The organism is Gorillibacterium sp. sgz306347 (assembly GCF_059735245.1).
Genome location: NZ_JCAPET010000013.1, coordinates 18,930 through 44,814 on the forward strand (window position 1 = coordinate 18,930; position 25,885 = coordinate 44,814).

Here is a 25,885-nt window from a genome sequence, read left to right on the forward strand (position 1 = left end):
GTATTCACTCGCTTCCCGTCAGGAGTTTGGCGAAACCGGCGTCGTTTACGGCCACAACGACCCGTTCTTCTTTGCCGATTGCTGCCCCGATCTCCTGCCGGGTCCCGCATTCCAAAAGCGGTATCTGATAATGGCTGCATTTGTCGCTGTATTTTTTCTTGGTGTTGTCCGACGCATCGCTCGCCAGCAGCACGAGCCGGGCTTCTCCGCTCCGGATCGCATCCAGCACCGCGTCGTCGCCGAAGGCGACTTTGCCGGCGCGCATGGCCAACCCCAACCGGTTGTAAAATTTATTCATCTTCTTCTCCGTCGGCGGCCTTCGCCGCATTAAACTCGTCTTCCACCCGGATGAACTCCTGCTCCAGCCGGCTGTAAATCTCGTCGCTGACCGGCGATTTCAGCGCCCGGTCCAGGGCCTTGCTTTTGCGCGCCAGTTTGAAGCAGGAGCGTTTGCCGCACAAATAGGCGCCGCGGCCCGACATTTTTCCTTTGAGGTCGATCAAGGTATCCCCTTCCGGGGTGCGGACAACGCGGATCAGCTCTTTCTTCGGCATCATTTCCTGACAGGCCACGCATTTGCGCAAGGGGATTTTTCGTTGTTTCAACCCGCTCACCGCCTGCATTTATTGGTTAGAAGCAAATCGGACAGGCGTCCTCGGAACGGCCGCCCGGCCGAAAACGGCGCTCGTCAGTCAATGCTGACGGAATCCTGGTGCATTTCCCCGGTCAACGAACGGGGACGTCCATACTCCTGCTCCGCCTGGGCCTCGCTCTTGATGTCGATCTTCCAGCCGGTCAGCTTGGCAGCCAGACGCGCATTTTGCCCTTTGATCCCGATCGCGAGCGAAAGCTGGTTGTCGGGGACGATGACCCGGCACATTTTTTCGCTTTCAAAAACGTTGACCTCCAGCACCTTGGAGGGGCTGAGCGCATTGGCGACGTACTCGTCCACGCCTTCGGACCAGCGGACGATGTCGATTTTCTCGCCGCGCAGCTCGCCCACGACGGTCTGGACGCGGACGCCTTTCGGTCCGACGCACGAGCCGACGGGATCGACCTCCGAGTTGCGGGAATGCACGGCGATCTTCGAGCGCAGGCCGGCTTCGCGGGCGACCGAGCGGATCTCCACGACGCCGTCGTAAATCTCGGGCACTTCCAGTTCAAACAGCCGCTTCAGCAGACCGGGATGAGTGCGGGAAAGAAAGATTTGCGGGCCTTTGGTCGTATTCTCCACCTTCGTGATGAACGCCTTGATCCGGTCGTTGTGTTTGAATTTCTCACCGGGCATGAGTTCGGTAAGCGGAAGCACCGCCTCCACCTTGCCCAGGTCCACAAACAGGCTGCGGGTATCCTGACGCTGCACGATGCCCGTCACGATGTCCTCTTCCTTTTCGATAAACGCATTGTAGATCAGTCCGCGTTCGGCTTCCCGAATGCGCTGGGTGACGACCTGCTTGGCCGTTTGCGCCGCGATCCGGCCGAAGTCGCGGGGCGTTACTTCGATCTCGACGATATCCCCGAGCTGAAAGCCGCCGCTGATTTCGCGTGCCGCCTCCAACGAGATTTCCAGACGCGGATCGAGCACCTCTTCGCTGACCGTTTTGCGGGCATAGACTTTGATGAGCCCGGTCAGCCGGTTGACGTCCACCCTTACGTTCTGCGCTGCATTGAAGTTGCGCTTGTAGCTGGAGATCAGGGCGGCCTCGATCGCTTCGATCAGAATGTCCTTGCTGATCCCCTTGGTGGTTTCAATTTCGTTCAGCGCTTCGATAAAATCGCTATTCATAATGCTTGCGGTCCCCCTTTACGGTAATCTGCAGGCTGAAGGCCTGCTGCCGGTTTCCAATTTAAAACGCGATCGCCAGCCGGGCGCCCGCAACTTTGGCGCGGGGAATGGCGTGCTCTTTTTTGCCGATCCGGACGGTGAGCGTTTCTTCCGTGACGCTTGTCAGCGTTCCTTCGAACTCCTTCAAGCCGTCGATCGGTTCATACGTGGTGATCAGAACGTATTTCCCTTCCGCTTTGACAAAATCCTGCGGTTTTTTGAGCGGACGCTCCGCTCCCGGCGAGGACACTTCCAGGAAATAGGCGTCGGGAATCGGGTCCGTTTCATCCAGACGCGCGCTTAAGTATTCGCTGATCCGGCCGCAATCGTCGATGTCGATACCGCCTTCTTTGTCGACGTATACACGCAGAAACCGGTTGCTGCCTTCTTTTACGTATTCCACCTCGACGAGTTCGTAGCCGTTCTCCTCCAGAAAAGAACCCGTCAACGTTTCCACCACGTTTTTAATGTTTGCGCTCAAGCTTCTATCCCCCTTTATGCTTCTGACTGGCACGTTGCCGGCCGGCGGGCCTATCGCCATCCGTCTTCGGGACGGCGTTCAAACCGGATCCTGTACCGCAAAAAACCCTGAAGCACAAGTATAAACGGCTGAGCCGTCTCCAAGAAGCGAGACGGGGCCGTTTACCGGACAAATCAGAGCGGCGTGCTGCCGTAAGGTTTGGGATCTGATTTATAAATGTAAAGAGTGGGTTTCCCCACTCTCCGCACACGGTCGACTATCCACATTATTGCCAAAAAAAATTATACCATAACCGGTTTGCCCTTACAATAGGAAAGCCCCATATCCCCGGCCTCCCGGGTAGGGCGGAATAACGGACCGCCCGTTCATCCACCAATCGTGGGAAGTTCTTTTATAGGCTCTAAGTCCTGCTTCCGTTTACATATATTGACGCCCGATCAGGTTATCAAGTAAAATTTCTTCGACATCATTTGTCAAAACAAGGAAAGAGAGTGGATGAGAAGATGGCGGCTCCCCAAGCACTGTACGAAATGGATGTACAAGCAAACAAGAAGGTGTTTTACATCACCCTGCGCGGCTTTTTCGACGTGGAGAAGGCCCAGAAATTTCCCGACGACTTCGAGGCCCACGTCAGCACGTTCGATCCCAAGCAATACACCCTGCTGATCGATTGCGTAGAGCTGTCCGTTTTCAAACCCGAGGTCCTGCCGATTCTGGAAGCCTGCTACAAGTTGTACATGAGCAAGGAGTTCAAGAACATCGTGTTTGTCAATCCCGTTCACAACACCTGCAAAGCACAGCTGAAGCGCGTGGGCAACGCCGTTCAGCTGAAGGCGGATTTCGTGGACACGCGCGAAGAGGCTCTCCGAATCGCCACGGCTTGACATTTTCCTCTCCGGCGCTTGCATGATTCTTTCGTAAACGATGCGGTGTACCCGGGATGCTTCCCTTGAAGACGGTCCAACCCATCTTTCGTCGGCATGTAGGCTCCCCGCTTACTGTTCCGATGCGGCATGGGCTGGACTTTTTGCGTTTATTCGGACCATGCGAGGAGTGGACTGTGATGGGCACTAACGTAATCATCCGGGATTTGGCGATCTTTCATCCCGAAAGCAAAGTGGACAACGCCTTTTTTGTGGATCATTTTCAGAAGCAGGGAAAAGACATCAAGCCGCTCATGAAGTTCATGGGAAGACGGGAGCGTTACATTGATCCGTCCGAGAACTCCTTGACCATGGCGATCAAAGCCTCAGCCGCCGTTCTTGACAAAACCGGGCTTTCCGGCGAAGATCTCGACCTGATCGTGTACTCCTCGGGAACGCCCGAATATGTTTCGCCAAGCAATGCCATCAAGATTCATCAAGCCGTCGGAGGCAAGCCGAGCGCCGCCGTTTATGATTTGAACGCCAACTGCGTAGGCATGGTGGTGGCGCTGGAGCAGGTCAGCCGGTACATGCTGGCCAACCCGCGCGTGAAGCGTGCGCTCCTGGTCGGAGCCGAGCAAATGAACCGGTATGCCAGGCGCACCGAGGAAGTGCCGTACGCCAACTTCGGCGACGCCTCCTGCGCCGTAATTCTGGAGCGCAGCGAAAACACGGCTTCCGGTTTCATCGATTCCGGCTTCTACACGGATTCTTCCTATCACGATACGATCGTCCTGCCGGGCGCAGGCTTTACCGCCCTGCTGGAGAACGGCATCAAGGAAGAAGACGCCCGCATGATCTGGCTCCCCTTCGACACGGACGAGGCGTTCGCGAGCGCGCGGAAATCCATCGAGGCCCTGCTGGCGGAGAACAACCTCACCAAAGCCGACGTCAAGAAATACTTCCTCTCCCAGTTTGCCTGGGGCAACATCAAGATCATCTGCGACCAATTAAAGGAAGACATCGCCAAATTCCCGTTTGTCGGCGACGAATTCGGCTATACCGGCACCAGCAGCCCGTTCATCGCCATGCAGAAAACCATCGAAAAAGGCGAGCTGAAGCGCGGCGATGTCGTCGTCTTCTGGTCGGTCGGCGCCGGGATCACCTGCTGCAACGTCATTTTCCGTTACTAAAAACCGCTCTGTCCTTGCATCCCTATACAAAACCCGGACACCTCGGAGTTTTCTCCGCCGTGTCCGGGTTTTGTTGTTGTTTGGTTTTTCGCTGTTTTGCCCCAGTTGGCGGACGTCAGCAACGAAGAGGAGTTTGAGGCTGCAGGAGCGCCAGCGTTCGCCTTTGTCCGCGGAATCCCCCATTGGAAGCTTACATTCAGGGATTCCGCGGACAACAGCGACCGAAAGCCCAAATCTCCTCGTAGTTGTGTTCATCCGTTTTTGTTTCTTAAAACAGCGACAGCTGGTTCGACTCCGGAAGCCCCCGGAAGCAGCCCATATTGGTCAGCAGCTCGACAATGGTTTTGGAAGCGCGGGAACGCCGCTGAAAGTCCTCCACCGAAAGAAAATCGCCTTCCTCCTTGGCTGCGGCGATCTGCTTCGCTGCGTTATCCCCGATGCCGGCAATCGCCGAAAACGGAGGCAGCAGCGAATTGCCGTCGACCTGGAACTTGACGGCGTCGGAGCGGTACAAATCGATCGGCTTGAAGGAAAAGCCGCGCGCCGTCATTTCCAGTCCCATTTCAAGGATCGGGCACATCGCCTTTTCCTTCGGCTGCGCCTGGAAGCCTTTCTCTTCAATCTCGATCAGCTTTTTCAGGATGGCGTCATAGCCCTGGCAGAACAGGTCCACGTCGAAATCCTCCGCCCGGACGGTAAAATACGTCGCGTAATAGGCAATCGGATAATAGAGCTTGAAGTAGGCGGTCCGTACGGCGGAGATGACGTACGCCGAGGCGTGCGCCTTCGGAAACATATATTCGATCTTTTCGCAGGAATCGATGTACCAGGCGGGGACGTTGCACCGCTTCATCTCTTCTTTCCACTCGTCGGTAAGCCCCTTGCCCTTCCGTACGCTTTCCGTGATTTTAAACGCCAGCCCGGCGTCCATGCCCGCTTTATAAATGAGATAAAGCATAATGTCGTCCCGGCAGCCGATAACGGTTTTGATGTTGCAGATGCCGCGCCGGATCAGCTCTTGCGCATTCCCGAGCCATACGCCCGTTCCGTGCGAAAGCCCGGAAATTTGCAGCAGGTCGGCAAATGTGGTCGGGTGCGTTTCCTGCAGCATCTGGCGGACGAACTTCGTCCCCATTTCCGGAACGCCGTAGGTGGCGACCGGAGTCCGAATCTGCTCCGGCGTCACGCCCAGCGCTTCGGTCGAGCTGAACAGGCTCATCACCTTCGGATCGTTCATCGGAATCGTTGTCGGGTCGACCCCGGTCAAATCCTGCAGCATCCGCATCATCGTCGGATCATCGTGTCCGAGAATATCAAGCTTGAGCAGGTTTTCGTCAAAGGCGTGGTAATCGAAGTGCGTCGTTTTCCACTCCGCTGACGTATCATCCGCCGGATACTGCACGGGGGTGATATCCTCCACATCGATGTAATCGGGCACAACCACGATGCCGCCGGGGTGCTGGCCCGTGCTTCGGCGCACGCCCGTACAGCCTGCAGCCAGCCGCTCGACCTCCGCCTTGCGCCAGGATTTGCCGATGTGTTCTTCGTATTTCTTGGTATAGCCGAACGCGGTTTTATCGGCAACGGTACCGATCGTGCCGGCGCGAAACACGTTTTTCTCGCCAAACATGACTTTAGTGAAATTGTGCGCCTCCGGCTGGTATTCCCCGGAAAAGTTCAAGTCGATATCGGGCACCTTGTCGCCCTTAAACCCGAGGAAGGTTTCGAACGGAATGTCCTGCCCTTCGCCTTTCAGCGGGCCGCCGCAATTCGGGCATGCTTTATCCGGAAGGTCAAACCCGGACGGAATCCGGCCGTCGGTAAAAAACTCGCTGTATTTGCAGGCTTTGCAAACATAATGCGGCGGAAGCGGATTGACCTCCGAAATGCCCAGCATGGTGGCGACGAACGAAGAGCCGACCGACCCCCGGGAGCCGACCAGGTAGCCGTCCGCATTCGATTTTTTGACCAGCCGCTCGGAAATCAGGTAGTTCGCCGAAAACCCGTAGCCGATAATCGGCTTCAATTCTTTCTCCAGCCGCTGGACGACGATGTCCGGCAGCGGTTCGCCGTACATCTCCTTTGCCGTCGTGTAACAAGTGTTGCGGATTTCCTCCTCCGCCCCCTCGATGATCGGGGAGAACAGGCCGTTGTCGGTCGGTCCGCCCTTTTTGGGGAACAGGCTGATTTCCTCAAACTCGTCCGCCAGCTTGTTGGTGGCGGTCACGACCACTTCCTTCGCCTTTTCCGCGCCGAGGAACTGGAATTCCTCCAGCATCTCGTCCGTCGTCCGGAAATGGGCATCCGGTTTGCGCTGATCCTTCAGCGGGCTGAAGCCGGTGATGCCGTGAATGGTGATGTCCCGGCAAATCTTGTCCTTCGGCTCCAAATAATGCACGTTTCCGGTGGCGATAACCGGTTTGCCGAGCTTTGCGCCGATTTCGCAGACGGTCCGGAGCGCCTTTTCCAAATCGAGGCGGCTGCCTACCAGGCTCTTGTCGACTAGGTGCATGTACATGTCCAGCGGCTGAATCTCCAGCACGTCGTAAAATTCCGCCACCTGCTCCGCTTCCTCGCGGGATTTGTTCAGAACGGTTTCGAAGAATTCGCCCTTCTCGCAGCCGGAAATCACCAGCAGCCCTTCCCGCAGCTCGGTCAGCTTGGTTCGCGGAATAGTCGGCACCCGCTTGAAGTATTCGGTATGCGACAGTGAAATCAGCTTGTACAAGTTCTTTTTGCCTACGGCGTTTTTGGCGTAAATGTTGCAGTGGAACGGCCGCTGGTTGGACAAGTCCTTGCCTACGTTGTCGTTCAGGCCGGACAGCCGCGTCATCCGCCGCTCCTGCACAAGTTCTTTCAGCATGGCCTGCAGCACACCGCCGAGCGCTTCTGCGTCATCCACCGCGCGGTGATGGTTTTCCAGGCTGACCTTGAATTTGGCCGTCAGGGTGTTCAGCCGGTGGTTCTTCAGGTCCGGGTACATGAAACGCGCCAGCTCCAGCGTATCCAGCACCGGATTCGGCATTTCCGGCAGGCCGAGCGCCTTCAGGTTGTGCTGCACGAAGCCGATGTCGAACTTGGCGTTGTGCGCGACGAGCACGCTGTCGCCGACAAACCGGACAAATTCCGGCAGCTTGTCGGCCAGCTCGGGCGCTCCCTGCACCATCTCGTTGGTAATGCTCGTCAGCTGCGTGATGTTATAGGGAATGCTTTCATGCGGATTGATAAAGGTGGAAAAGGAATCGATCACCTTTTCGCCCTTCATTTTTACGCCGGCAATTTCAATAATTTTGTTGTTGACGACGGAAAGCCCGGTGGTCTCGATGTCGAATACCGTGTATTCCGTTTCCAGGAGGTCCCGGTCGTCCGACTGAAGCACAATGGGAACCGCGTCGTTGACCACGTTCGCCTCAACGCCGTAGATGACCTTGATTCCGTGCTTTTTGGCCGCTTTGCCGGCGTCGGGAAACGCCTGAACGGTGCTGTGGTCCGTCAAGGCGATCGCCTTCATGCCCCATTTGGCGGCGGTTTTGACGTAGTCGCCGATCGGCGTAATGCCGTCCATGGTGCTCATCGCCGTGTGGAGGTGAAATTCGACCCGTTTCTCGGACGCGTTGTCCTTGCGTCCCGGAGGCGCGCTGATTTCCACCAGATCGTTGGGGATGAACATCAGCTCCGGCGGTTGGGAGAACGTATCGTAATCCACCTTCCCCCGCATTTTCAGCCATTTTCCGTTTTCCAGCAGCCTGTAAACCTTGGCGTCTTCCTTGTTCCGGGCAAAAGCCTTGACCATCAAGGAATCCGTAAAGTCGGTGATGTTGAACATAAACAGGGTATTGCCGTTTTTGAGCTCTTTGGAATCGAGGCCGAACACCATGCCCTGAATGACGATCTTTTTCTCGACATCCTGAATCTCCATGAGCGGAACCGCCGGCTCCCGGATGTCGTTGCCCAGCATCAGCTTCAGCTCGGCATCGGCCAGCTTGACCGCTTCGTTCTCCTGTTCGATCGAGGTGAAAATTTCCCGGACGACGGAGCTTTCTTCCTGCTCGATGAGCTTTGCGAACTGCTCCAGCTCTTCCTGCCGGTTGTCATAGACTTGCAGGCTCACCTGACAGTCAAAACCGAAGTAATCGCTGAAAAAGCTTTTGATCCAGCGGTCCACCTGCTTCTTGCGGGCCAGCTCCAGGCCGATGGAATCCAACAGCTGCAACGAGATGCGGTTTCCCGCCACCTCCATCTTCGCCCGGGTCAGCCAGCCGTTGATGGTGGCTTCCTGGCGCTGGAGCCATTCCAGAAGCATGCCCCAATATTCCTGCACCAGCTGCTCGCGCGGACAGGCGTCTCCGTAACGCACCACAAAGCGGACTCTCGCGATATGCTGAAATTTATCCTGGACCAGCTTGCAAAAGGACCGGTAAACATCGGACGGAACCAGCGATTCTTTCTCCAGATAAAAGGTCCACTCCCGGTTCGACCGGCTGACTTCCACACGCTCGATGTATCCGTCCGCAAAATGGCCGGCGGCCACTTCATCCGGGACTCCGGCGTGCGCCATCAGCATTTCGAAGCGCGACCGTTTCTCTGCGATACTGCCCATTGCTGTTCCTCCTTATGTATCTATGAAATGTATCTATGAAAATAATGGCCGAATAGCCCCGTTTCAGGGAATAAAAAGAGCAGGAGAACGTCTGCCGCCGCGTGCGGCTTCCATTCCCGTGCTCTTCTATTCTAAACGATCGTCCGGGGTTCTACCAGACTGTTTTTGGTTATGCCGGAATCCGGGGATTAATAAGCACGCCCGAAAACGACGGTATGTTTGGCCGCTTCGCCGCAAACCAGACAGGTTTCCTTGTGCTTGGCGGGCTCGAACGGAATGTTCCGGCTCGTTGCGCCGGTCTCTTCCTTGACCTGGGCCTCGCAGGCCTCGGAGCCGCACCAGCCGGCCAGCGCGAAGCCTTTGGTGCCTTCCAGATAAGCGTTCAGTTCCTCCAGGGTGTCCACATCGGTCGTGTGCGCCTCCCGGAACCGCATCGCTTTCTCGAACATATCGTTATGCACGTCGGCCAGCAGCTGCTGGACCTCCTGCACGATATTCTCCTGTGCGACGATCTTCTTCTCTCCGGAAACGCGGGAAACGAGAACGACCTGGCCCGCTTCCATGTCGCGGGGGCCCAGCTCGATCCGGACCGGAATGCCGCGCATTTCGTATTCGTTGAATTTCCAGCCGGGGCTCTGGTTGGTGTCGTCGTCCACTTTGACGCGAACGCCCGCCTTCTTTAGCTCGGCGTGCAGCTCGTACACCCGGGCGGTGACGGCGTCTCTCATTTTGGGAGGGCCGACGGGAATCATAACGGCCTGCATGGGCGCCACCTTCGGCGGAAGCACCAGCCCGCGGTCGTCGCCGTGCACCATGATCAGCGCCCCGATCAAACGGGTGCTGACCCCCCACGAGGTGGTGTGCGCATAGGTGTGCACGTTCTCCCGGTTCAGGTACTTGATGTCAAAGGCAACCGCAAAATTCGTGCCCATGTAATGGGAGGTACCCGCTTGCACGGCTTTCCCGTCCTTCATCATCGCCTCGATGGAGAAGGTGTCCACCGCGCCGGCAAACTTCTCGGACGGCGTCTTCTGACCCATGATGACCGGAATTGCCAATACGTTTTCGACAAACTCCCGGTATACTTCCAGCATCTGCATCGTCTCGCGGCGTGCGTCGGCTTCGTCTTCATGTGCGGTATGGCCTTCCTGCCACAGGAACTCGCTGGTGCGCAGGAAAGGCTGCGTGCGCTTCTCCCAGCGGACCACGTTCGCCCACTGGTTGATCAGCAACGGCAGGTCGCGGTAGGAATTGATCCATTCGGAATACATATGGCCGATCATGGTTTCCGACGTGGGACGGATGGCCAGCCGTTCCTCCAGCTTCTCGCCGCCGGCTTCCGTTACCCAGGGAAGCTCGGGGTTAAAGCCCTCGACGTGCTCCTTTTCCTTCTGGAAGAAGCTCTCCGGAATAAACAGCGGGAAGTAGGCGTTGCGGTGCCCGGTTTCTTTGAAGCGGGCGTCCAGCTCGCGCTGGCACAGCTCCCAGATCTCATAGCTGTCGGGTTTAAAAACGATGCAGCCGCGCACCGGCGAATAGCTCATCAGATCGGCTTTTTTGATAACGTCCAGGTACCAGCGGGAAAAATCCTCGTTCTGAGGCGTAATCTCTTTGACAAATTGCTTTTCGTTTTCTTTGGACATGACGGACCTCCATCTCGAACATGGGTAAACCGGGAACTACCCCTGGAACAATTGCAAAATATCGTTATAGGTGACCGCGATCATCAGCAGCATGAGCATGGCGAAGCCGATAAAATGCACCAGCCCTTCGCGGTTTGGATCAATCGGCTTGCCCCGGATGGCCTCCACAAGAAGGAACACGAGGCGGCTGCCGTCCAACGCGGGAATCGGCAGCAAATTGAAGATCGCCAGGTACAGGCTGAGCAGAGCCGACCAGCGGATCATCGGCGCGATACCGGCCGAAGCGATCTCGGCGGTGAACCGGACGGTGCCGACCGGGCCCGCCAAATCGTCCATTTTGAAATCGCCGGTCACGAGCTTCTTGAAGCTGAGCAGAATTTGCTCGGTCATAAAGGTCGTTTCTTTCCAGGCGCCCGAAATGGCCTCGCCCGCCCCGGCCGACCTCGTGCCGTAGCCGAGCTCGGTTCCGATGCGGACGCCTCCCTCCATCTGCACGGGCGTCAAGGTCTTCTGAAGCTCTTCGCCGCCCCGCTCCAGCACGATCTGAACCGGCTCGCCTTTGGAGCTCTGAATCAACGACACAAGGCGGTCGGAATCGGTTCCGATTTCCTGTCCGTCCACAGAACGGATGACATCTCCGGTGCGCAGGTCCGCTTCGGCGGCCGGCGATCCGGCTTCGATCTTGCCGAGCGTAATGTTTGCCGGGACGCCGGCGACAAAGATGTAAATCACAAACAGCACGAAAGCCAGAATGACGTTCATCACGGGACCGGCCAGAATGGTCAGGAACCGCTGCGGCACCGTTTTGCTGCCAAACTGCCGGTCCAGCGGAGCAATCTGCGTTTCCCTTCCCTGGGAAATGACATCCGCTTTCGGATCGACCGTAAACCGGTGCGGCTCCCCGTCGACGGACAGCCGGAGAAACAAGTTTTTCTCCAGATCGAATTCTTCGATGTCGCCCACTACCAGACCGGGCAGCCGCTCAAAGCGGTCCGTGTGGATTTCGGTGATGCGGTCCTCTTTCAGCCGGACGCCGACCGTTTGACCGGTGGCGATCTGTAAAATTTCCGGGTCTTCCCCCGCCATCCGGGCAAATCCGCCGATGGGCAAAAGACGCAGCGTATAGCGCGTCTCTCCTCTTTTATAGGAAAAAAGCTTCGGTCCGAAGCCAATCGCAAATTCCCTGACCAGAATGCCCGCCCGTTTGGCAAAATAGAGATGCCCGAATTCATGCAGCGAAACCAGAACAAAAAACATCAGCACAATTTGCAGGCCTATCTGTAAAGGATTCAAAAATACAGTCCTCCCTTGCCTCTTTGGGTAGCATGCGACCGGCGGAAGCACGTTTTTACGTACTAAGATTAACATGTTTTAGAAGATCAATACAAGCCGATCCGCTCTTCCAAGCCTATGCCGGACGCCCCCGAAACTAGACCGGGACGGACCCGTTCAGCTCACGGGCGCAATGTCCGCCGCTTCGCGGCGCGCCCAGGCGTCCGCTTCCAGCACCTCCGCAAGCTCCGTGCCCGCTCCGTTCCGGTGGCGGGACAGCGTCCCGGCGATGACCTCTTCAATGGCGAGGAAGGAAATCTCCCCTTTGAAAAAACGGGCGACCGCCGTTTCATTTGCGGCATTAAATACCGCCGGCGCCGTTCCTCCCGCCCGTCCCGCTTCATAAGCGTAGGCCAGGCAAGGATAGCGCTCCAGGTCCATTTCCCGAAAATGAAGGCTTCCGATCCGGGCAAGGTCAAGCCGCTCCGTCGCATTCGGCATCCGCCCGGGATAGGTTAACGCATACTGGATCGGCACCCGCATGTCCGGGTTGCCCAGCTGGGCAATGACGCTCCGGTCGGCAAACTCCACCATGGAGTGCACGACGCTTTCGGGATGAAGCAGCACCCGAATCCGGTCGTAGCCGACCTCGAACAGCCAGCGGGCTTCGATCACCTCCAGCCCTTTGTTTACCATGGTGGCCGAATCAATCGTGATTTTCGCCCCCATCGACCAGTTCGGGTGACGCAGCGCTTCCTCTACGGTGACGCCCTTCAGCTGTTCCCGGGTACGGTCCCGGAACGAGCCGCCGGATGCGGTGATGATCAGCGATTCGAGCGCTCCGCGGTCTTCCCCGTTCAGGCATTGGAAGATCGCGGAATGCTCGCTGTCGACCGGAAGCAGAGAAACGCCGGCCTTGCGTGCGGCTTCGGTTACCAAGCCGCCGGCGCTGACCAGCGTCTCTTTGTTCGCAAGGCCGATATGCTTCCCTGCCTGAATGGCAGCAAGGGTAGGGGCCAGCCCCATGCTTCCGACAACGGCCGTCACCACCAGCCCCGCATCATTGTTCGCCGCCGTCTCCAGAAGGCCTTCCGGCCCCCAGTAGACCTGAACGGACCCGTCCGTTCTTTGTTTGACTTCATCCGCCAGCTCCTTGCTATGTACCGAAACCTTTTTGGGCCGGAACTCGCGGATCTGTTCGAGCAGCAGCTTCACGTTGCCGCCCGCCGCCAGTGTCTCCACGGCATACCGGTCGCGGTTGGCGGCGATCACGTCGAGCGTTTGCGTTCCAATGGAGCCCGTAGAGCCGAGTATCGCTATTTTTTTCATGAATGCTGCACCTCAGATCAAGCCGATGATGTGTAGAAACGGAAAAACGATCAGCCAGCTGTCGGTCCGGTCGAGAATTCCGCCGTGTCCCGGAAGGAGCGTGCCGGAATCCTTCACGCCGCGAACCCGCTTGTAGGCGGATTGGATCAGGTCTCCCACGGTGCCGACGACCGCGATGACCGCGCCGAGCAGCACGGCTTTCCCGATGCCTGTCAGCTCCGGCCGGGCGAGCTGAAAGCAAACGGCCGTAATGACGGCAAGCAAAATGCCGCCGACGGCGCCTTCCACCGTTTTATTGGGGCTGATGGCCGGCCACAGCTTGGTCGTTCGCCACCACTTGGCTTTGTTAATCAGGCTCCCCGTAAAGTAGGCCCCGGCGTCCGACGCCCAGATGCACAAAAAGACAAACAGCGTCCAGAACAAACCGTCCTCCCCGTTCAGCCGGGTTTCGATCATGTACCGGTAGCCGATGCCGAGGTAGGCGGCGCCCAGCAGGATCAGGCCCGCATGATCCAGGGTTGTCCGGTTTTTGCTGAAGACGGTCACCGCCAGCAGCACGAACAAAAGCCCCCAGACGAGACGCTCCGGCTCGGCAGCCGCCGCCAGCCATTCGGCTGCGGGCTCAAAAGCGGGAAGCAGAAAAAGCGCCATGCCGAGAAGTCCGGCAACGGCGGCGGCATTGGAACGCTTGATGCCGTTCAGCCGGATGTATTCGTCATAACCGATCAGCGCCATCAGGGCGATCAGAACGGCAAAAGCGTACCCGCCCCACAACAAGATGCCGATAAAAACGGCGCCCGCCAGGACGCCCGTCACGATGCGCGTTCGCAATCGTCATTCCTCCATTCCGGGCTACTTCAGCCCGCCGTACCGGCGGGTTCTGCGCTGATACTCCCGGACCGCTTCTCTGAAATCCCGCTCTTCGAATTCCGGCCAATAGAGCGGGGAAAACCAAAATTCCGTATAGGCCAGCTGCCACAGCATAAAATTGCTGAGCCGCAGCTCTCCGCTCGTACGGATCAGTAGATCGGGATCGGGCAGGCCGCCCGTCAGAAGCTTCCGTGAGAGATGCTCTTCGGTGATCTCTTCCGGCGCGATCCGTCCGGTCTGGGCTTCCTTTGCCAGTTCCCGGACCGCTTCCGCAATTTCCCGCCGGCTGCCATAGTTCAAGGCGAAGTTAAGAATAAGTCCGGTGTTGCCCGCTGTTTTGGCTTCCGCCTCGTCCAGGGCTTGCAGCGTGTGCTCGGGAAGCCCTTCCCGCCAACCCGTCAACCGGACCTGAACGTTCTTTTCCACAAGCTCCTGCAGCTCGATTTTGAGAAATTCCTGAGGCAGACGCATCAAGTAGTCCACTTCTTCTTTCGGGCGGGACCAGTTCTCGGTCGAAAACGCGTACAGCGTCAGCACCTCGACGCCCAGCTCGTCGGCGGCAATGGTCACTCGCTTGACCGCTTTCATGCCGGCATGATGCCCTGCGATCCGGGGAAGGCCTCTTTTCTTGGCCCAGCGCCCGTTGCCGTCCATGATGACGGCCACATGCTTCGGGATCATGCCTTCTTCCAGGGAAAGGTTTGCTTCCCGTTCGGATCCATTTGTGTTTTTTCTCCAAAACCGGACCATATCGATTCCTCCAAAACAGCGCGCTCCCCGCTCTTCGGCGAAGCGCCGGCTGCAAGTCCATGCGGCAAAACAGGCGTTTCCCAACCCGGCATTTGCGTGGGGGTTATGAAACGCCTGCGCCTTATGGGCGGCAACGGTTCGCCAAGCGGCGGCACCGGAGAGGAGCCGCCGCCCTCCCGACCGGAGCCGGCGGTAAGCCGGTTTCCCGATCGGAGCGCTGCCTTACGTTTATTAGACTTCCATGATTTCCTTTTCTTTGGCCGCGAGAATCTTATCCACCTCGGAAATATAGCGGTCAGTCAATTTCTGGATGTCTTCCTGGTGGCGGCGGGTTTCGTCTTCGGATATGCCGTCCGTTTTCTCCAGCTTTTTCAGCTCGTCGTTTGCATCGCGGCGGATGTTGCGGACGGCTACCTTGGCTTCTTCGCCCGCTTTTTTGGTCAGCTTGACGAGCTCGGCGCGGCGCTCTTCCGTCAGGGCCGGAATGACGATGCGGATCACCGTTCCGTCATTGGTCGGGTTCAGGCCGAGATCCGATTTCATAATCGCCTTCTCGATTTGCGCCAAAGCGGATTTGTCCCAGGGCTGAATCATCAGCGTGCGGGAATCCGGCGTGGTGATGCCCGCCATCTGGTTAACAGGGGTCATCGAGCCGTAATAGTCCACTTGAATCCGGTCCAGGAGAGACGGGGTGGCCCGACCCGCCCGGAAGGAGGCCAGCTCGCGTTTCAGGGCGCCCATTGCTTTTTCCATGCGTTCTTCCGCATTTTTCTTGATGGATTGCGGCATTTACTCGACACTCCCTTTTACAATCGTTCCGATTTTCTCGCCGAGCACAACCCTCTTGATATTGCCTTCCTCAGTAATGGAGAACACAATCAGCGGAATGTTGTTATCCATGCACAAGGAGGAGGCCGTGGAATCCATGACGCCGAGGTTTTGGCTCAGCACTTCCATATAAGTCAGAGTCTCATATTTGATCGCCGTTTCGTCTTTGAACGGATCGGCGGAGTAGACGCCATCCACTTTGTTTTTGGCCATCAGGATGACTTCCGCTTCAATCTCGGCTGCCCGAAGCGCAGCGGTCGTATCCGTGGAAAAATAAGGGTTGCCCGTACCGGCTGCAAAAATGACGACCCGGCCCTTTTCCAGATGGCGGATTGCTCTTCTGCGGATGTAAGGTTCCGCAATCTGCTGCATGGAGATCGAGGTTTGGACGCGCGTCGGCACTCCGACCGTTTCCAGCGCATCCTGCAAGGCCAAGGAGTTCATCACGGTGGCGAGCATTCCCATGTAGTCGGCGGTCGCCCGGTCAATGCCTTTCGCGCTGCCGGCGATTCCGCGCCAGATGTTGCCTCCCCCGCAGACGATGGCAACCTCCACGCCCAATTCATGAACGCTTTTGACCTGCTCCGCGATAGAGATGATGGTCTGGGAATCGATTCCGTATCCCTGCTGGCCGGCAAGCGCTTCACCGCTCAGCTTCAGCACAATTCGTTTAAAAGTCGGCTGTTCCAAACCTGATACCTCCATACGTTTAGTTAAAATAACCTGCATGACCGGCGGCCCGGGCCCGTTGAAACGGGCGGGACGCTAGAAAGAAAGGAACACGCCGGTGTTCCTTTCCGTTTGCTTGTATTACAGGTTGGCTTGGGCCATAACTTCTTCCACAAAGTTGTCCTGTTTCTTCTCCAGCCCTTCGCCGAGCTCGTAGCGGGCAAAGCGGCGAATGGTGATGTTTTCGCCGATCGTGCTGATCTTTTCGTTCAGCAGCTGAGCGACGGTTTTGTCGGGGTCCTTGATGAAGGCTTGTTCCATCAGACAGAATTCTTCGTAGAATTTGTTGATGCGGCCTTCGACCATCTTGTCGACGATCTTTTCCGGTTTGCCTTCGTTCAGGGCTTGAGCGCGCAAAATTTCCTTTTCCTTCTCGATGTCCTCTTGCGGAACTTCTTCCCGGCGAACATAACGCGGGCTCGTCGCGGAAATTTGCATGGCAATGTCCTTCACCAGCGCCTGGAACTGATCCGTTTTGGCAACGAAGTCGGTTTCGCAGTTGACTTCCACCAGAACGCCGATCCGTCCGCCGGCGTGGATGTAGGAGCCTACGGCGCCTTCGGTCGCTACGCGGCCGGCTTTCTTGGCGGCTGCAGCCAGCCCTTTTTCACGCAGCAGTTCAGCTGCTTTGGCCAGATCTCCGTTTGCTTCTTCCAGGGCGTTTTTGCAATCGAGCATGCCTGCTCCCGTTTTTTCGCGCAATTCTTTAACCGCTGCTGCACTCACTGCCATAAGTAAAACCTCCTGTAAGGTTGGGAATGGTCATAAATAAGGGGCGGGCGATAGGTTCCAAGACCTTCAACCCACCCCTCTATGTCGTGCTTTATGCTGTCGTTTGTTCGCCTTGGTGCGCTTCGACTACCGCATCGGCCATCTTCGACGTGAGCAGCTTAACGGCGCGGATCGCGTCGTCGTTGCCGGGAATCACATAGTCGATTTCGTCCGGATCGCAGTTGGTGTCGACGATGCCGACGATCGGGATGCCCAGCTTGCGGGCTTCCGCAACGGCAATGCGCTCTTTGCGCGGGTCGATGATGAACAGGGCGCTCGGAAGGCCCTTCATGCCGCTGATGCCGCCGAGGAATTTCTCAAGACGCTCTTTCTCTTTGCGGAGAAGGATGACTTCTTTCTTCGGCAGAACTTCGAACGTGCCGTCTTCTTCCCATTTGTTCAGTTCGTGCAGACGGGAAATCCGTTTTTGGATCGTTTGGAAGTTGGTGAGCGTGCCGCCCAGCCAACGTTGGTTGATGTAGTACATGCCGCAGCGCTCGGCTTCTTCCTTAACGGAATCCTGCGCTTGCTTCTTCGTTCCTACGAACAGGAACGTTCCGCCTTCGGCCGCCAGGCCTTTGACGAAATTGTACGCCTCTTCAACCTTCTTGACCGTTTTTTGCAGGTCAATGATGTAAATGCCGTTTCTTTCGGTGAAGATGTATTTGTCCATTTTCGGGTTCCAGCGACGGGTTTGGTGACCGAAGTGTACCCCAGCTTCCAGAAGCTGTTTCATGGAGATGACTGCCATCTTCACGCACCTCCTCTATTTGGTTTATTTTGATCCTCCGCCTTTCGCATCTTCGAACGGGACTGTCCATGCGGCCAGCACCTCCGTCCGAACTTCAAAGGCGTGTGTGATCTTGACACCGCTAACTAATATACCATAGCGCCAAGGGGTCTTGCAACCTTCCCGTTCAATTTCCCCGCTGCAATTCAGCCAGCAGGGCGGGAACGTCCATGTTCGGCGTAAAAGCATACAAACCCGACTTCAGTTTCTTGGACAACGCCTGCTTGCGCACCGTTTCGCGGAAGGCCATCCGGTCGTTGAGCACGCCCGCCTGATACAGGTATTCTTCGATGGCGTCCGAGTCCATTCCATTATAGATGTAGAGATAGATTTGCCGCGGCGCGTTTCCGGCCGGAGCGGCGGTCGGATCGGGCCGGTTCGCTTTCTGTTGCAGCGCTTCATAATCCTCGTTGGTCAAAAGGGTGCCGCCCAGTTCTCCCGCTTCTTTTTGAAGCCCTTCCCATGTCGGGGGGACAGGCGTGGCGGCCGGAGCCGAAGCGGCGGGACTCGGGGAAACGGTTCCGCGCAGGTCCGCTTCCGCCTGCTGCCCGATGGAGCCCAGCTGCATCAGAATGGCCCCGACCATTAATCCGGTTCCGAGGCCAACGAGAAATTTGCGGTTTTTAAACACGGCCCTCCTCCTCCTGTTTCGAAAGCTGCAGGATCAGCGCCGTTTCGCCTTTGTTGATGCCCATCTGCTTGGCAATCTGCTCAATCGATTTCCCCTCGCGGTGCAGGCGGAAAATTTCGGGATAGCGCGCCTTCAGGCTGTCCGGCGCCTGCGGCATGAGAACGGCCGGTTCCGCTTCCTCCGGCGTGGACGGCACCGCCGCTGCGGCCGCCGGCCTTTCCGCCATGCCGGCCGCCTGGGAGCGCTCCGGGACGGAAAAAGCACCCGCCTCGGAGACGCGCGCTTGAACGGATCGCTCCGCTACCTGGCCGCGAACCCGTGCGAGCTCCTGCGACAGCTCGTCCACCCTCCGCTCCAGCTCCGCGGCTTTGCGGAGCCATTCTTCCCCGCGCCGGTCGGATTCGTCCTTCATGCGCTCAATGGAACGGATCAGGTCTCGGTTTTCCTGTTCCATATTCGCGGCCACGAGGTCAAGCGCGTCTTCAATTTCCTTGGTCATGCTGGCCGCCGGCTTCGGGTCCTTGACCATCCACGAAGCAACCAGACAAACGATGCCCATGAGCACCACAATAACCCACAAATCCATGGGGTGTCCCTCCTAAAGCGTTAAATCGACGTGATGTCCTTTGTAGGGGTGCTCCGGCTCTTTGGAGGAGGATTCGGCGGCTTCGTTCCCCGTCTTTTTGCCGGCGTGCGCGGCCGGGCGGCGCTGCTTTCCGTTCCGGTCGGGAGCTGTGTCGACACTGCCTTTTTTCGCTTCATCCTTGCGTTCGCTCCGCCGGCTTTTGACGGTATCGGCTTTCGCCTGATTCGCGGCCAGGACGGATTGCTCCATTACCGGACGCTCCAGCTGCTGCTTCTGAAGCTGGCTGGCGTCAGGGCTTTTATGAACGGCGATTTGCATATCAATGGCTTTCAGGCTCATAGTTCCGCTCCTCCCGCTTGCGCCTGCGGCGAAAGCTAATCGCGTCATCCCGCTGCGGCTTAATAATCCGACAGCATGGCGATGTCTCCGTCCATGATCATGAAACGTACGCGGGACACCGGGTCCTTGATAAACCTTGTGTATCGGCCAATCACAATTTTGGCTCCGCCGTAAATGGTGGAATTGACCTCCACCACGGCTGCGCCCGTTTGATCCAGCTGGGTTTCGATCTCCAGAATGCGCTCCTTGATCTGGTCGATCTCTTCCTTGGCTTGTTTGCGGGTATTGCCAAGCTTGATTTTCATAGCCAGCTTCTCGCCGGACAGCTGTCCCGCCGCGGCCAACTGGTCGAGCAGGGTCAACGCCTGCTCCGTTTTCTTCAGGTTTTCGTTGGAAAGCTTGAGCTGGCTCCGCAGGTCCTGCAGCTCGTTGCGAAGCTCGGGCAAAACGCCGACCTCAATCGCGGTCGCGGTCGACAGGAAATTGCCGATGTTCCGCGCTTCCACCCGTGCGCCCGCCTGAACGATGCCGCCGACTATCAGGCCTTTGGCGCCTTTGCAGAAGACATTGCGTCCCGCACGAACCGTCGAATGCATGATGCTTTGGCTGATGAGGACATCCTCGCCCGCTTCGATGCGTCCGTCCTGCACAAACGAGCTTTTGACGCTTTTGCCCGCTTTCACGAGCCCTTTACTCTGGCCGAGAATGCCGCCGGAGATTTCAATCGAGCCGTCGGCCAGCAGCTCCGCCCCCTCGACCCCGCCGGTCACGCGGATATCCCCGGAGGCTTTTACTCGAAAGCCGCTGAGCACGTTGCCCCGGACCACCACCGAGCCCACAAAGTCGATGTTGCCTATGTTATAATCGATGTCCCCGTTTACTTCATACAGGGGAAACACATTGATTTTGTCTTTCTCGGTAACGGTGATAACGCCGGCAATGGCAGCAAACAGCATGCTTTGCTCGGCGTCCGTGACGACGTTTTTGCCCAGCTTGAACCGGGCTTCCTTCCCCCGCTTTCCGGCAATTTCCTCGCCCGTTACGGCGATGCCCGGCGATCCGTCCGTGGGCGCCGTCCGGTCTGCGATTTTCTCGCCCTGGCGGATATTCAGGATGGTCGTCATTTCCTTATAATCCACCTTGCCGTTTTCCAGCATCAGCGGTTTGCGCTCCGTAGCGTTGATGTCAAAGAGATACCGGATCGAGCCGTCCGCCCCGTCCTCCGGCGCCTTGCCTTTTGCGACCGGAATCGCCGTGCCGACAAAAGCGGCGGGGTTGGATGCGATGTTCGCCAGCTGGCTGTGCTGAATGCCGTAAACAACGCCGTTTCGCTTCAGCAGGTCTTCCAGGTCAAAAGCGGTGCAGGCAAATCCTTCTTCCACCATAAGCAATGTGAGCAGAGCCGTTTGTTTGTCCGCGGAGACCGAAACTTTCGCGCACTTGTCCAAAAGCCCTTGAATGGAATACAATAGTAGCCCCCCTAACCCAACTGTAAACGTCAATCGGTCAGCAGCTGTCCTCTCAACCGATTTAAAGAGCCCCTCAACCGAAAAATGGCTTTTGAGTGAAGCTGGGATATTCTTGAGGGGGACAGGCTCATCACTTCCGCAATCTCGCTTAATGACAGTTCATCATAATAAAACAGAGACACGACGATTCGTTCCTTTTCCGTGAGCCTGTCGATCGCTTTCGCCAGCGTCTCTTTCATAAACGTTTCATTGACCTTGTAATCGGGGTTTTTGGCTTTCTCGTCAATCAAAAAGGACAACCGCGCCTCGTTCTCGTCCTCCTTCACAGGTTCATCAAAGGAAGAAACGGTTGCGAACGCGACATCCTGCAGCATCTGCCGAAAATCGGATTCGGACACGTTCAGGTAGCTGCTGATTTCCGCGTCGGTCACCGAGCGCATATAGGTTTGCTCCAGCTTTTGATAGGCGTCTTCAATTTTCTTCGCTTTCTCCCGAACGGAGCGGGGAACCCAATCGTTCTGCCGGAGCCCGTCGATCATGGCGCCGCGGATTCGCCAGGATGCATAGGTTTCAAATTGCAGGCCGCGTTCATAATCGAATTTGTCTACGGCGTCAATCAGGCCGAGCACACCGGTGCTCGCCAGGTCCTCTTTGGCCACCGACTTGGGGAGTCCGACCGCCAGTCTTCCGGCGGCGTAATCCACCAGCGGCAGATACGACTCGATCAAATCTTTTTTGGCGGAAGGGTCGCCCTCTTCCCTCCATTTGCGCCATAACTCCAAATTGGGTTTGGCCGCTTTGCCCGTTTGTTTCACGGTCCGGTCACCACCTTACTCTTCAGACATTCGACGCATTGCTTGTGCCAACAGTTCCGGATCCGAATCGATTTTCGTCGCGAGCTTCGGAGGCTGGAGCGGCTGGAACCCGTCATCCTCCACTTGGGAAGGCGGTTGTCTCAGCAGCTGCTTCAGTTCTTCGTCTTCATTCGGGGTGGTCACATCAAAATTTTGGCCTTTCGGCTGTTCAGCCGGTTGTTCAAGCGAAGCTTCTTCGGCCTTCGGCTCTTTCAACAGGACCCCGAAGGCCCAGGCTCCCGCCAGCGAGATGGCGAACAGAAGCGCCCCGCTGACCAGCCCCCGGACCAGGGACGTGGTCAGGATGTTATGGCCGAGGGAAAGCAGAAAGGTCGCCAGGAAACCCAACAAGCCGATTGGAACGGCCAAACGGAGATAACGTTTCATCGCTTACAATTCCTTTGTACCCATTTGTACGCTGTTAATGAACAAAACTCCCGAGGAACTGTCAAATTCAATGGTCCTCCCATAATTGGCACCTGTGTCCTCTCCGATGATGGGGATTCCGAATTTGTCCAGCATGGCCTTGCAGGATTCCACATTGCGCGGGCCGATTCGCATCGTATCCTTCGCCGTGGCAAAGGAAAACATCTGGGCGCCCCCCGCCAGCTTGGACTGCATGCGGGAAACGGTGGCGCCCAGCTGGACCATGCGGTGAATCAATTCCGGAATCGCCGTGTCGGCATATTTGGCGCGATTCAACTGGCCTTCTTTGGCAATTTCCGAGGACGGGAGCATCACATGCGCCATGCCTGCCACCTTCACGAGCGGATCGTACAGGGTCAGGCCGACGCACGAGCCAAGCCCGGTTGTCTTCAGAAATCCTTCCTTTGCCGCCACATTGAGATCGGCCATTCCGACTTTAATCACGACGCGTTCAATCATGAGCCATTGACTCCCAAAGCGGCAAAGATTTTGTCAAATGACTCCGGATCGGGAATCAGAAAGAAATGCCCTTCTACTTCCTTGCCGTTCTGCAGAAACTTCGTGTCGATAAAGAGGGCGTGATCCCCCATCTCTCCAAACTGCAGCAAGCCATAACTGAGAATCGCTCCCGCCATATCCACCGCCAGGGAAGGTACGGTCGGCATCATCGAAAGCCGGGTGAAATCGGCAAGAGATGTCAGGTAGGAGCCGGCGAGTATGTTGCCGATTTCGTTCAGTGCGGAAAGCTCCATCTCGCTGAACTCGCCGTCCTCTTCTCCGTCCAGGCCCGCGAAGCGGCCCAGCAGGCGCTTGGCGGAGTCCATCGACAGAATAAAGAACAGGTTGCCCGGCGTTTCGCCTTCCACGCGAAGGAAGATGGCGGTGACAATTTGCTCGGCCCCGCCGACGCTTTCGGAAATTTCCTCGAAAGGCACGAGCCGGACCTGGGGTACCATCATATCAACCGGTTTGTCGAGCAAGGTGGACAGGGCGGTTGCGGCATGTCCCGCCCCGATGTTTCCGACCTCCTTCAGCACATCCAGCTGATAGTCTCCTAAAGATCGAAAAGAGGACACCGCTTATTCCCCGATCTCTTCCAGCTGAACGATTTCCGCTTTGTTCAGCACCTCTTTCAGGTTCAGAAGCACGAGGAGACGCTCTTCGCCGATTCGAGCCACGCCGCGCAAGTATTTTGCCTTGATGCCGCCGACGATTTCCGGAGGGTCGGAGATCGAATCGGTATTGACGTCAATGACGTCGTTTGCGGAGTCGACGATCATGCCGACCTCCAGCTCGCCGACGCCGACCACGATAATCCGGCTGCTGTCGGTGAACTCCGATTCCGGAAGGCTGAAGCGGCCGCGCAGATCAATGACGGGAACGACCACGCCGCGCAGATTCATGACGCCTTTTACAAACGAAGGCGTCTTGGGAACGCGGGTCAGATGCTGGACCCGTTCGATCGTTTTGACCTTTTCCACTTCCACCCCGTACTCTTCGCTGCCCAGTGAAAACACGATCACTTTTAATTCTTCACCCATGTCCTTACCTCCTAAGCTAGTGGCTGTACCCGTCTGTGCAAGTCTATTATTTCAGCAAGGCATTTGTATCCAGAATCAAAGCCACCTGGCCGTCGCCGAGAATGGTGGCGCCGGATACGGCAAACAGGTTGGACAGGTACTTGCCGAGCGATTTCAACACGATTTCCTGCTGCCCGATGAATTCGTCAACGATGACCGCAGCCATCTTATCTCCTTTGCGGATGATGACAAAATTGCGCTCGTCGGAATCGGGCTCCGTCCGGTCGGGCACCTCAAGCAGCACGCCCAGGTTGATGACGGGGATATAGGCCTCGCGGAAATCAAGCAGCGCGTTGCCGTGCACCGTACGGATGCGGTCCACCGAAGCGGCGGCCGTTTCCACGATGGAATTCAGCGGAATCGCGTATTTCTCCCCGCCGGAACGGACCAGCATCGCCCCGATAATCGACAAAGTCAGCGGCAGCTGGATCGAGAAGGTCGTCCCTTCTCCCGGTCTGGAGGTTACGGAAACTTGCCCGCCCAGGGATTCGATCTTGGTTTTGACCACGTCCAGGCCGACGCCGCGTCCGGACAAGTCCGAAATTTTCTCCGCCGTGCTGAAGCCGCTCGCGAACAGAAGCGCAAAGACCTCTTCGTCGGACATCAGCGCCGCTTGCTCGGGAGTCACAACGCCCTTTTTGATCGCGGATGCAAGCGTCTTATCCCGGTTGATGCCTTTTCCGTCGTCTGAAACCTCAATGAAGACATGGTTGCCGCTGTGGTAAGCCCGCAGGTTGATCGTACCCGTTTCGTTCTTGCCGGACTGCTTGCGCTCTTCGATCGATTCGATGCCGTGGTCAGCTGAATTGCGGAGCAGATGCACAAGCGGATCGCCGATTTCGTCGACTACGGTGCGGTCCAGCTCGGTATCCGCACCGGTGATGACCAAATCGAGCTTTTTGCCCAGGGTTTTGGCCACGTCGCGGATCATCCGGGGGAACCGGTTGAAGACGGTGTCGACCGGAACCATCCGCAGCTTGAGCACGATGTTTTGCAGGTCGCTGCTGACGCGCGCCATGTGCTCGACGGTTTCGCTCAGATCGCCCCGTTTGATTTCGGACGCCAGTTGCTCCAGACGGACGCGGTCGATCAAAAGCTCGCTGAACAGGTTCATCAGGTTGTCCAGCCGGTCCAGGTCGACGCGGATGGTGCGGGTCGCGACGGCATGGCCGCCGGCCGCTGCCGCAGGGGCGGCTGCCGACGTCGGAGCGGACGCGCCTTCCGGCTTGGCAGACGCCGCAGGGGCGGCCGACGCGGCCGTTTCGGCGCTTGCTTTGGCCGACTCGTCGAGCGCCTTCAGGCTCTCCGCGTCCAGCTGGGTGGCGGTGACGGCGGAAACCTCGGAGACGTCGAGAATCATTTTCTCGACGGCGGACTGCTCCAGCTTCGTGACAAAGTACACCGAGAACGAGCCGTCGAACTTATCCTGCTCGATGTCTTCAACCGAAGGCGAGGATTTGATGATCTCCCCGTTCTCCTCTAGCTGCCGGAAGACCATGTAGGCGCGAGCGGCCTTCAGCACGCACTCCTCGGCCAGCTCCGTCCGGATGAAGAAGGCGTTCAAGCCGCTGCCGAGCGTCTGCTCCAGTACGGAATACTGGAACTGGTCGAGCGCGACCCCGTCGGCTGCGCCGCTTGCCTTCGCCGCCGGAGCGTCCTTGCGGTAATCCCCCGAAACGATCGATTTCAGGGAAGCGACGATTTCGCCAACCTCGGCTTTCCCCGTGCCCCCGGCCACGATGTCGGAAACCATCAGCTCCAGGGCGTCGGTGCTCTTGAAGAGGCTGTCGAAGGTATAGGCGTCCATCTCCAGCTTCCCGTTGCGCACCATGTCCAGCACGTTCTCCATTTGGTGGGTCAAAGAAGCGAGGTCCTCGAACCCCATCGTCGCGGCCATGCCCTTCAAGGTGTGGGCGGAACGAAAAATCTTGTTGACGATGTCCGTATTCGCCGGGCTTTGTTCCAGCTCCAGCAGATTTTCGTTGACGGCCTGCAGGTGCTCCGTCGCTTCATCGATAAACATGGACAAATATTGTGAGAGTTCCAAAGGCATTGC

The 25,885-nt window shown here is 57.4% G+C and carries 26 protein-coding genes; 2 read left to right on the top strand and 24 right to left on the bottom strand.

The window, feature by feature from the left end:
• Positions 1-4: 4 nt before the first annotated feature.
• The 4 genes from AC6I6H_RS09185 to rimP all read right to left on the bottom strand — a co-directional run bounded on the left by AC6I6H_RS09185 (position 5) and on the right by rimP (position 2,306).
• On the bottom strand, positions 5-298 hold the full coding sequence (locus tag AC6I6H_RS09185) for a L7Ae/L30e/S12e/Gadd45 family ribosomal protein (protein WP_497953456.1): 294 nt from the start codon (positions 296-298) through the stop codon (positions 5-7).
• Positions 291-605, bottom strand: a complete 315-nt coding sequence (rnpM, locus tag AC6I6H_RS09190; protein ID WP_497953457.1) for an RNase P modulator RnpM — start codon at positions 603-605, stop codon at positions 291-293. The genes AC6I6H_RS09185 and rnpM overlap by 8 nt, the downstream gene beginning before the upstream one ends.
• 83 nt (positions 606-688) lie before the next feature.
• On the bottom strand, positions 689-1,786 hold the full coding sequence (gene nusA / locus AC6I6H_RS09195; RefSeq protein ID WP_497953458.1) for a transcription termination factor NusA: 1,098 nt from the start codon (positions 1,784-1,786) through the stop codon (positions 689-691).
• Positions 1,787-1,847: 61 nt separating this feature from the next.
• Positions 1,848-2,306 carry a ribosome maturation factor RimP gene (gene rimP, locus AC6I6H_RS09200; protein ID WP_497953459.1) on the bottom strand — a complete coding sequence of 153 codons (459 nt, stop codon included), beginning with the start codon at positions 2,304-2,306 and terminating at the stop codon, positions 1,848-1,850.
• A 491-nt stretch (positions 2,307-2,797) separates the two neighbouring features.
• On the opposite strand from rimP, the gene AC6I6H_RS09205 reads away from it, so the two are divergent.
• The gene (locus AC6I6H_RS09205; RefSeq protein ID WP_497953460.1) at positions 2,798-3,190 is read left to right on the top strand and encodes a hypothetical protein; all 393 of its coding nucleotides are present in this window, start codon (positions 2,798-2,800) and stop codon (positions 3,188-3,190) included.
• A gap of 179 nt (positions 3,191-3,369) precedes the next feature.
• A complete protein-coding gene (locus AC6I6H_RS09210) occupies positions 3,370-4,362 on the top strand; it encodes a ketoacyl-ACP synthase III (protein ID WP_497953461.1) in 993 nt (330 codons plus the stop codon).
• Positions 4,363-4,630: 268 nt separating this feature from the next.
• Here the strand turns inward: AC6I6H_RS09210 and AC6I6H_RS09215 are convergent, their stop codons facing one another.
• The 20 genes from AC6I6H_RS09215 to AC6I6H_RS09310 all read right to left on the bottom strand — a co-directional run bounded on the left by AC6I6H_RS09215 (position 4,631) and on the right by AC6I6H_RS09310 (position 25,876).
• Positions 4,631-8,962 carry a PolC-type DNA polymerase III gene (locus tag AC6I6H_RS09215; RefSeq protein ID WP_497953462.1) on the bottom strand — a complete coding sequence of 1,444 codons (4,332 nt, stop codon included), beginning with the start codon at positions 8,960-8,962 and terminating at the stop codon, positions 4,631-4,633.
• A gap of 188 nt (positions 8,963-9,150) precedes the next feature.
• Positions 9,151-10,605 (bottom strand): proline--tRNA ligase, encoded by a 1,455-nt coding sequence (gene proS / locus AC6I6H_RS09220; RefSeq protein ID WP_497953463.1) that lies wholly within the window; start codon positions 10,603-10,605, stop codon positions 9,151-9,153.
• Positions 10,606-10,641: 36 nt separating this feature from the next.
• A complete protein-coding gene (gene rseP, locus AC6I6H_RS09225; RefSeq protein WP_497953464.1) occupies positions 10,642-11,898 on the bottom strand; it encodes an RIP metalloprotease RseP in 1,257 nt (418 codons plus the stop codon).
• A gap of 156 nt (positions 11,899-12,054) precedes the next feature.
• Positions 12,055-13,206, bottom strand: a complete 1,152-nt coding sequence (locus AC6I6H_RS09230) for a 1-deoxy-D-xylulose-5-phosphate reductoisomerase (protein WP_497953465.1) — start codon at positions 13,204-13,206, stop codon at positions 12,055-12,057.
• A gap of 12 nt (positions 13,207-13,218) precedes the next feature.
• Positions 13,219-14,037: a phosphatidate cytidylyltransferase gene (locus tag AC6I6H_RS09235; RefSeq protein ID WP_497953466.1), complete on the bottom strand. Its 819-nt coding sequence runs from the start codon at positions 14,035-14,037 to the stop codon at positions 13,219-13,221.
• A 21-nt stretch (positions 14,038-14,058) separates the two neighbouring features.
• Complete coding sequence (gene uppS / locus AC6I6H_RS09240; protein WP_497953467.1) at positions 14,059-14,826, bottom strand: undecaprenyl pyrophosphate synthase; 768 nt, start codon at positions 14,824-14,826, stop codon at positions 14,059-14,061.
• 231 nt (positions 14,827-15,057) lie between these two features.
• Positions 15,058-15,615 (bottom strand): ribosome recycling factor, encoded by a 558-nt coding sequence (gene frr, locus AC6I6H_RS09245; RefSeq protein WP_497953468.1) that lies wholly within the window; start codon positions 15,613-15,615, stop codon positions 15,058-15,060.
• Positions 15,616-16,344: a UMP kinase gene (gene pyrH / locus AC6I6H_RS09250; RefSeq protein WP_497953469.1), complete on the bottom strand. Its 729-nt coding sequence runs from the start codon at positions 16,342-16,344 to the stop codon at positions 15,616-15,618.
• 120 nt (positions 16,345-16,464) lie between these two features.
• Positions 16,465-17,115 carry a translation elongation factor Ts gene (tsf, locus tag AC6I6H_RS09255; RefSeq protein ID WP_497953470.1) on the bottom strand — a complete coding sequence of 217 codons (651 nt, stop codon included), beginning with the start codon at positions 17,113-17,115 and terminating at the stop codon, positions 16,465-16,467.
• Positions 17,116-17,206: 91 nt separating this feature from the next.
• Positions 17,207-17,905 (bottom strand): 30S ribosomal protein S2, encoded by a 699-nt coding sequence (rpsB, locus tag AC6I6H_RS09260; protein ID WP_497953471.1) that lies wholly within the window; start codon positions 17,903-17,905, stop codon positions 17,207-17,209.
• A 166-nt stretch (positions 17,906-18,071) separates the two neighbouring features.
• Positions 18,072-18,575 (bottom strand): hypothetical protein, encoded by a 504-nt coding sequence (locus tag AC6I6H_RS09265; protein ID WP_497953472.1) that lies wholly within the window; start codon positions 18,573-18,575, stop codon positions 18,072-18,074.
• Positions 18,568-19,161, bottom strand: a complete 594-nt coding sequence (locus tag AC6I6H_RS09270; protein WP_497953473.1) for a hypothetical protein — start codon at positions 19,159-19,161, stop codon at positions 18,568-18,570. The genes AC6I6H_RS09265 and AC6I6H_RS09270 overlap by 8 nt, the downstream gene beginning before the upstream one ends.
• Before the next feature lie 12 nt (positions 19,162-19,173).
• A complete protein-coding gene (locus AC6I6H_RS09275; protein ID WP_497953474.1) occupies positions 19,174-19,500 on the bottom strand; it encodes a hypothetical protein in 327 nt (108 codons plus the stop codon).
• A gap of 59 nt (positions 19,501-19,559) precedes the next feature.
• Positions 19,560-20,969, bottom strand: a complete 1,410-nt coding sequence (locus AC6I6H_RS09280) for a flagellar assembly protein A (protein ID WP_497953475.1) — start codon at positions 20,967-20,969, stop codon at positions 19,560-19,562.
• Positions 20,970-20,998: 29 nt separating this feature from the next.
• On the bottom strand, positions 20,999-21,784 hold the full coding sequence (locus AC6I6H_RS09285) for a FliA/WhiG family RNA polymerase sigma factor (protein ID WP_497953476.1): 786 nt from the start codon (positions 21,782-21,784) through the stop codon (positions 20,999-21,001).
• Positions 21,785-21,799: 15 nt separating this feature from the next.
• Positions 21,800-22,210 carry a hypothetical protein gene (locus tag AC6I6H_RS09290; protein ID WP_497953477.1) on the bottom strand — a complete coding sequence of 137 codons (411 nt, stop codon included), beginning with the start codon at positions 22,208-22,210 and terminating at the stop codon, positions 21,800-21,802.
• A 3-nt stretch (positions 22,211-22,213) separates the two neighbouring features.
• Positions 22,214-22,708, bottom strand: a complete 495-nt coding sequence (locus AC6I6H_RS09295) for a chemotaxis protein CheD (protein WP_497953478.1) — start codon at positions 22,706-22,708, stop codon at positions 22,214-22,216.
• Positions 22,705-23,325, bottom strand: a complete 621-nt coding sequence (locus AC6I6H_RS09300) for a chemotaxis protein CheC (RefSeq protein WP_497953479.1) — start codon at positions 23,323-23,325, stop codon at positions 22,705-22,707. The genes AC6I6H_RS09295 and AC6I6H_RS09300 overlap by 4 nt, the downstream gene beginning before the upstream one ends.
• Before the next feature lie 3 nt (positions 23,326-23,328).
• A complete protein-coding gene (locus AC6I6H_RS09305) occupies positions 23,329-23,790 on the bottom strand; it encodes a chemotaxis protein CheW (RefSeq protein ID WP_497953480.1) in 462 nt (153 codons plus the stop codon).
• A gap of 46 nt (positions 23,791-23,836) precedes the next feature.
• Entirely contained in the window at positions 23,837-25,876 is a 2,040-nt protein-coding gene (locus AC6I6H_RS09310; RefSeq protein ID WP_497953481.1) for a chemotaxis protein CheA, read from the bottom strand.
• Positions 25,877-25,885: the final 9 nt, after the last annotated feature.

What these genes read in the sequence shown, in the direction of transcription:
- tsf (WP_497953470.1), bottom strand. Translation starts at nt 17,115, where the DNA reads ATGGCAGTGAGTGCAGCAGCGGTTAAAGAATTGCGCGAAAAAACGGGA.
- frr (WP_497953468.1), bottom strand. Translation starts at nt 15,615, where the DNA reads ATGCCGCAATCCATCAAGAAAAATGCGGAAGAACGCATGGAAAAAGCA.
- nusA (WP_497953458.1), bottom strand. Translation starts at nt 1,786, where the DNA reads ATGAATAGCGATTTTATCGAAGCGCTGAACGAAATTGAAACCACCAAG.
- AC6I6H_RS09305 (WP_497953480.1), bottom strand. Translation starts at nt 23,790, where the DNA reads ATGGGTGAAGAATTAAAAGTGATCGTGTTTTCACTGGGCAGCGAAGAG.
- AC6I6H_RS09230 (WP_497953465.1), bottom strand. Translation starts at nt 13,206, where the DNA reads ATGAAAAAAATAGCGATACTCGGCTCTACGGGCTCCATTGGAACGCAA.
- AC6I6H_RS09295 (WP_497953478.1), bottom strand. Translation starts at nt 22,708, where the DNA reads ATGATTGAACGCGTCGTGATTAAAGTCGGAATGGCCGATCTCAATGTG.
- AC6I6H_RS09185 (WP_497953456.1), bottom strand. Translation starts at nt 298, where the DNA reads ATGAATAAATTTTACAACCGGTTGGGGTTGGCCATGCGCGCCGGCAAA.
- uppS (WP_497953467.1), bottom strand. Translation starts at nt 14,826, where the DNA reads ATGGTCCGGTTTTGGAGAAAAAACACAAATGGATCCGAACGGGAAGCA.
- AC6I6H_RS09290 (WP_497953477.1), bottom strand. Translation starts at nt 22,210, where the DNA reads ATGAAACGTTATCTCCGTTTGGCCGTTCCAATCGGCTTGTTGGGTTTC.
- AC6I6H_RS09270 (WP_497953473.1), bottom strand. Translation starts at nt 19,161, where the DNA reads ATGGATTTGTGGGTTATTGTGGTGCTCATGGGCATCGTTTGTCTGGTT.
- AC6I6H_RS09215 (WP_497953462.1), bottom strand. Translation starts at nt 8,962, where the DNA reads ATGGGCAGTATCGCAGAGAAACGGTCGCGCTTCGAAATGCTGATGGCG.
- AC6I6H_RS09275 (WP_497953474.1), bottom strand. Translation starts at nt 19,500, where the DNA reads ATGAGCCTGAAAGCCATTGATATGCAAATCGCCGTTCATAAAAGCCCT.
- proS (WP_497953463.1), bottom strand. Translation starts at nt 10,605, where the DNA reads ATGTCCAAAGAAAACGAAAAGCAATTTGTCAAAGAGATTACGCCTCAG.
- rpsB (WP_497953471.1), bottom strand. Translation starts at nt 17,905, where the DNA reads ATGGCAGTCATCTCCATGAAACAGCTTCTGGAAGCTGGGGTACACTTC.
- AC6I6H_RS09210 (WP_497953461.1), top strand. Translation starts at nt 3,370, where the DNA reads ATGGGCACTAACGTAATCATCCGGGATTTGGCGATCTTTCATCCCGAA.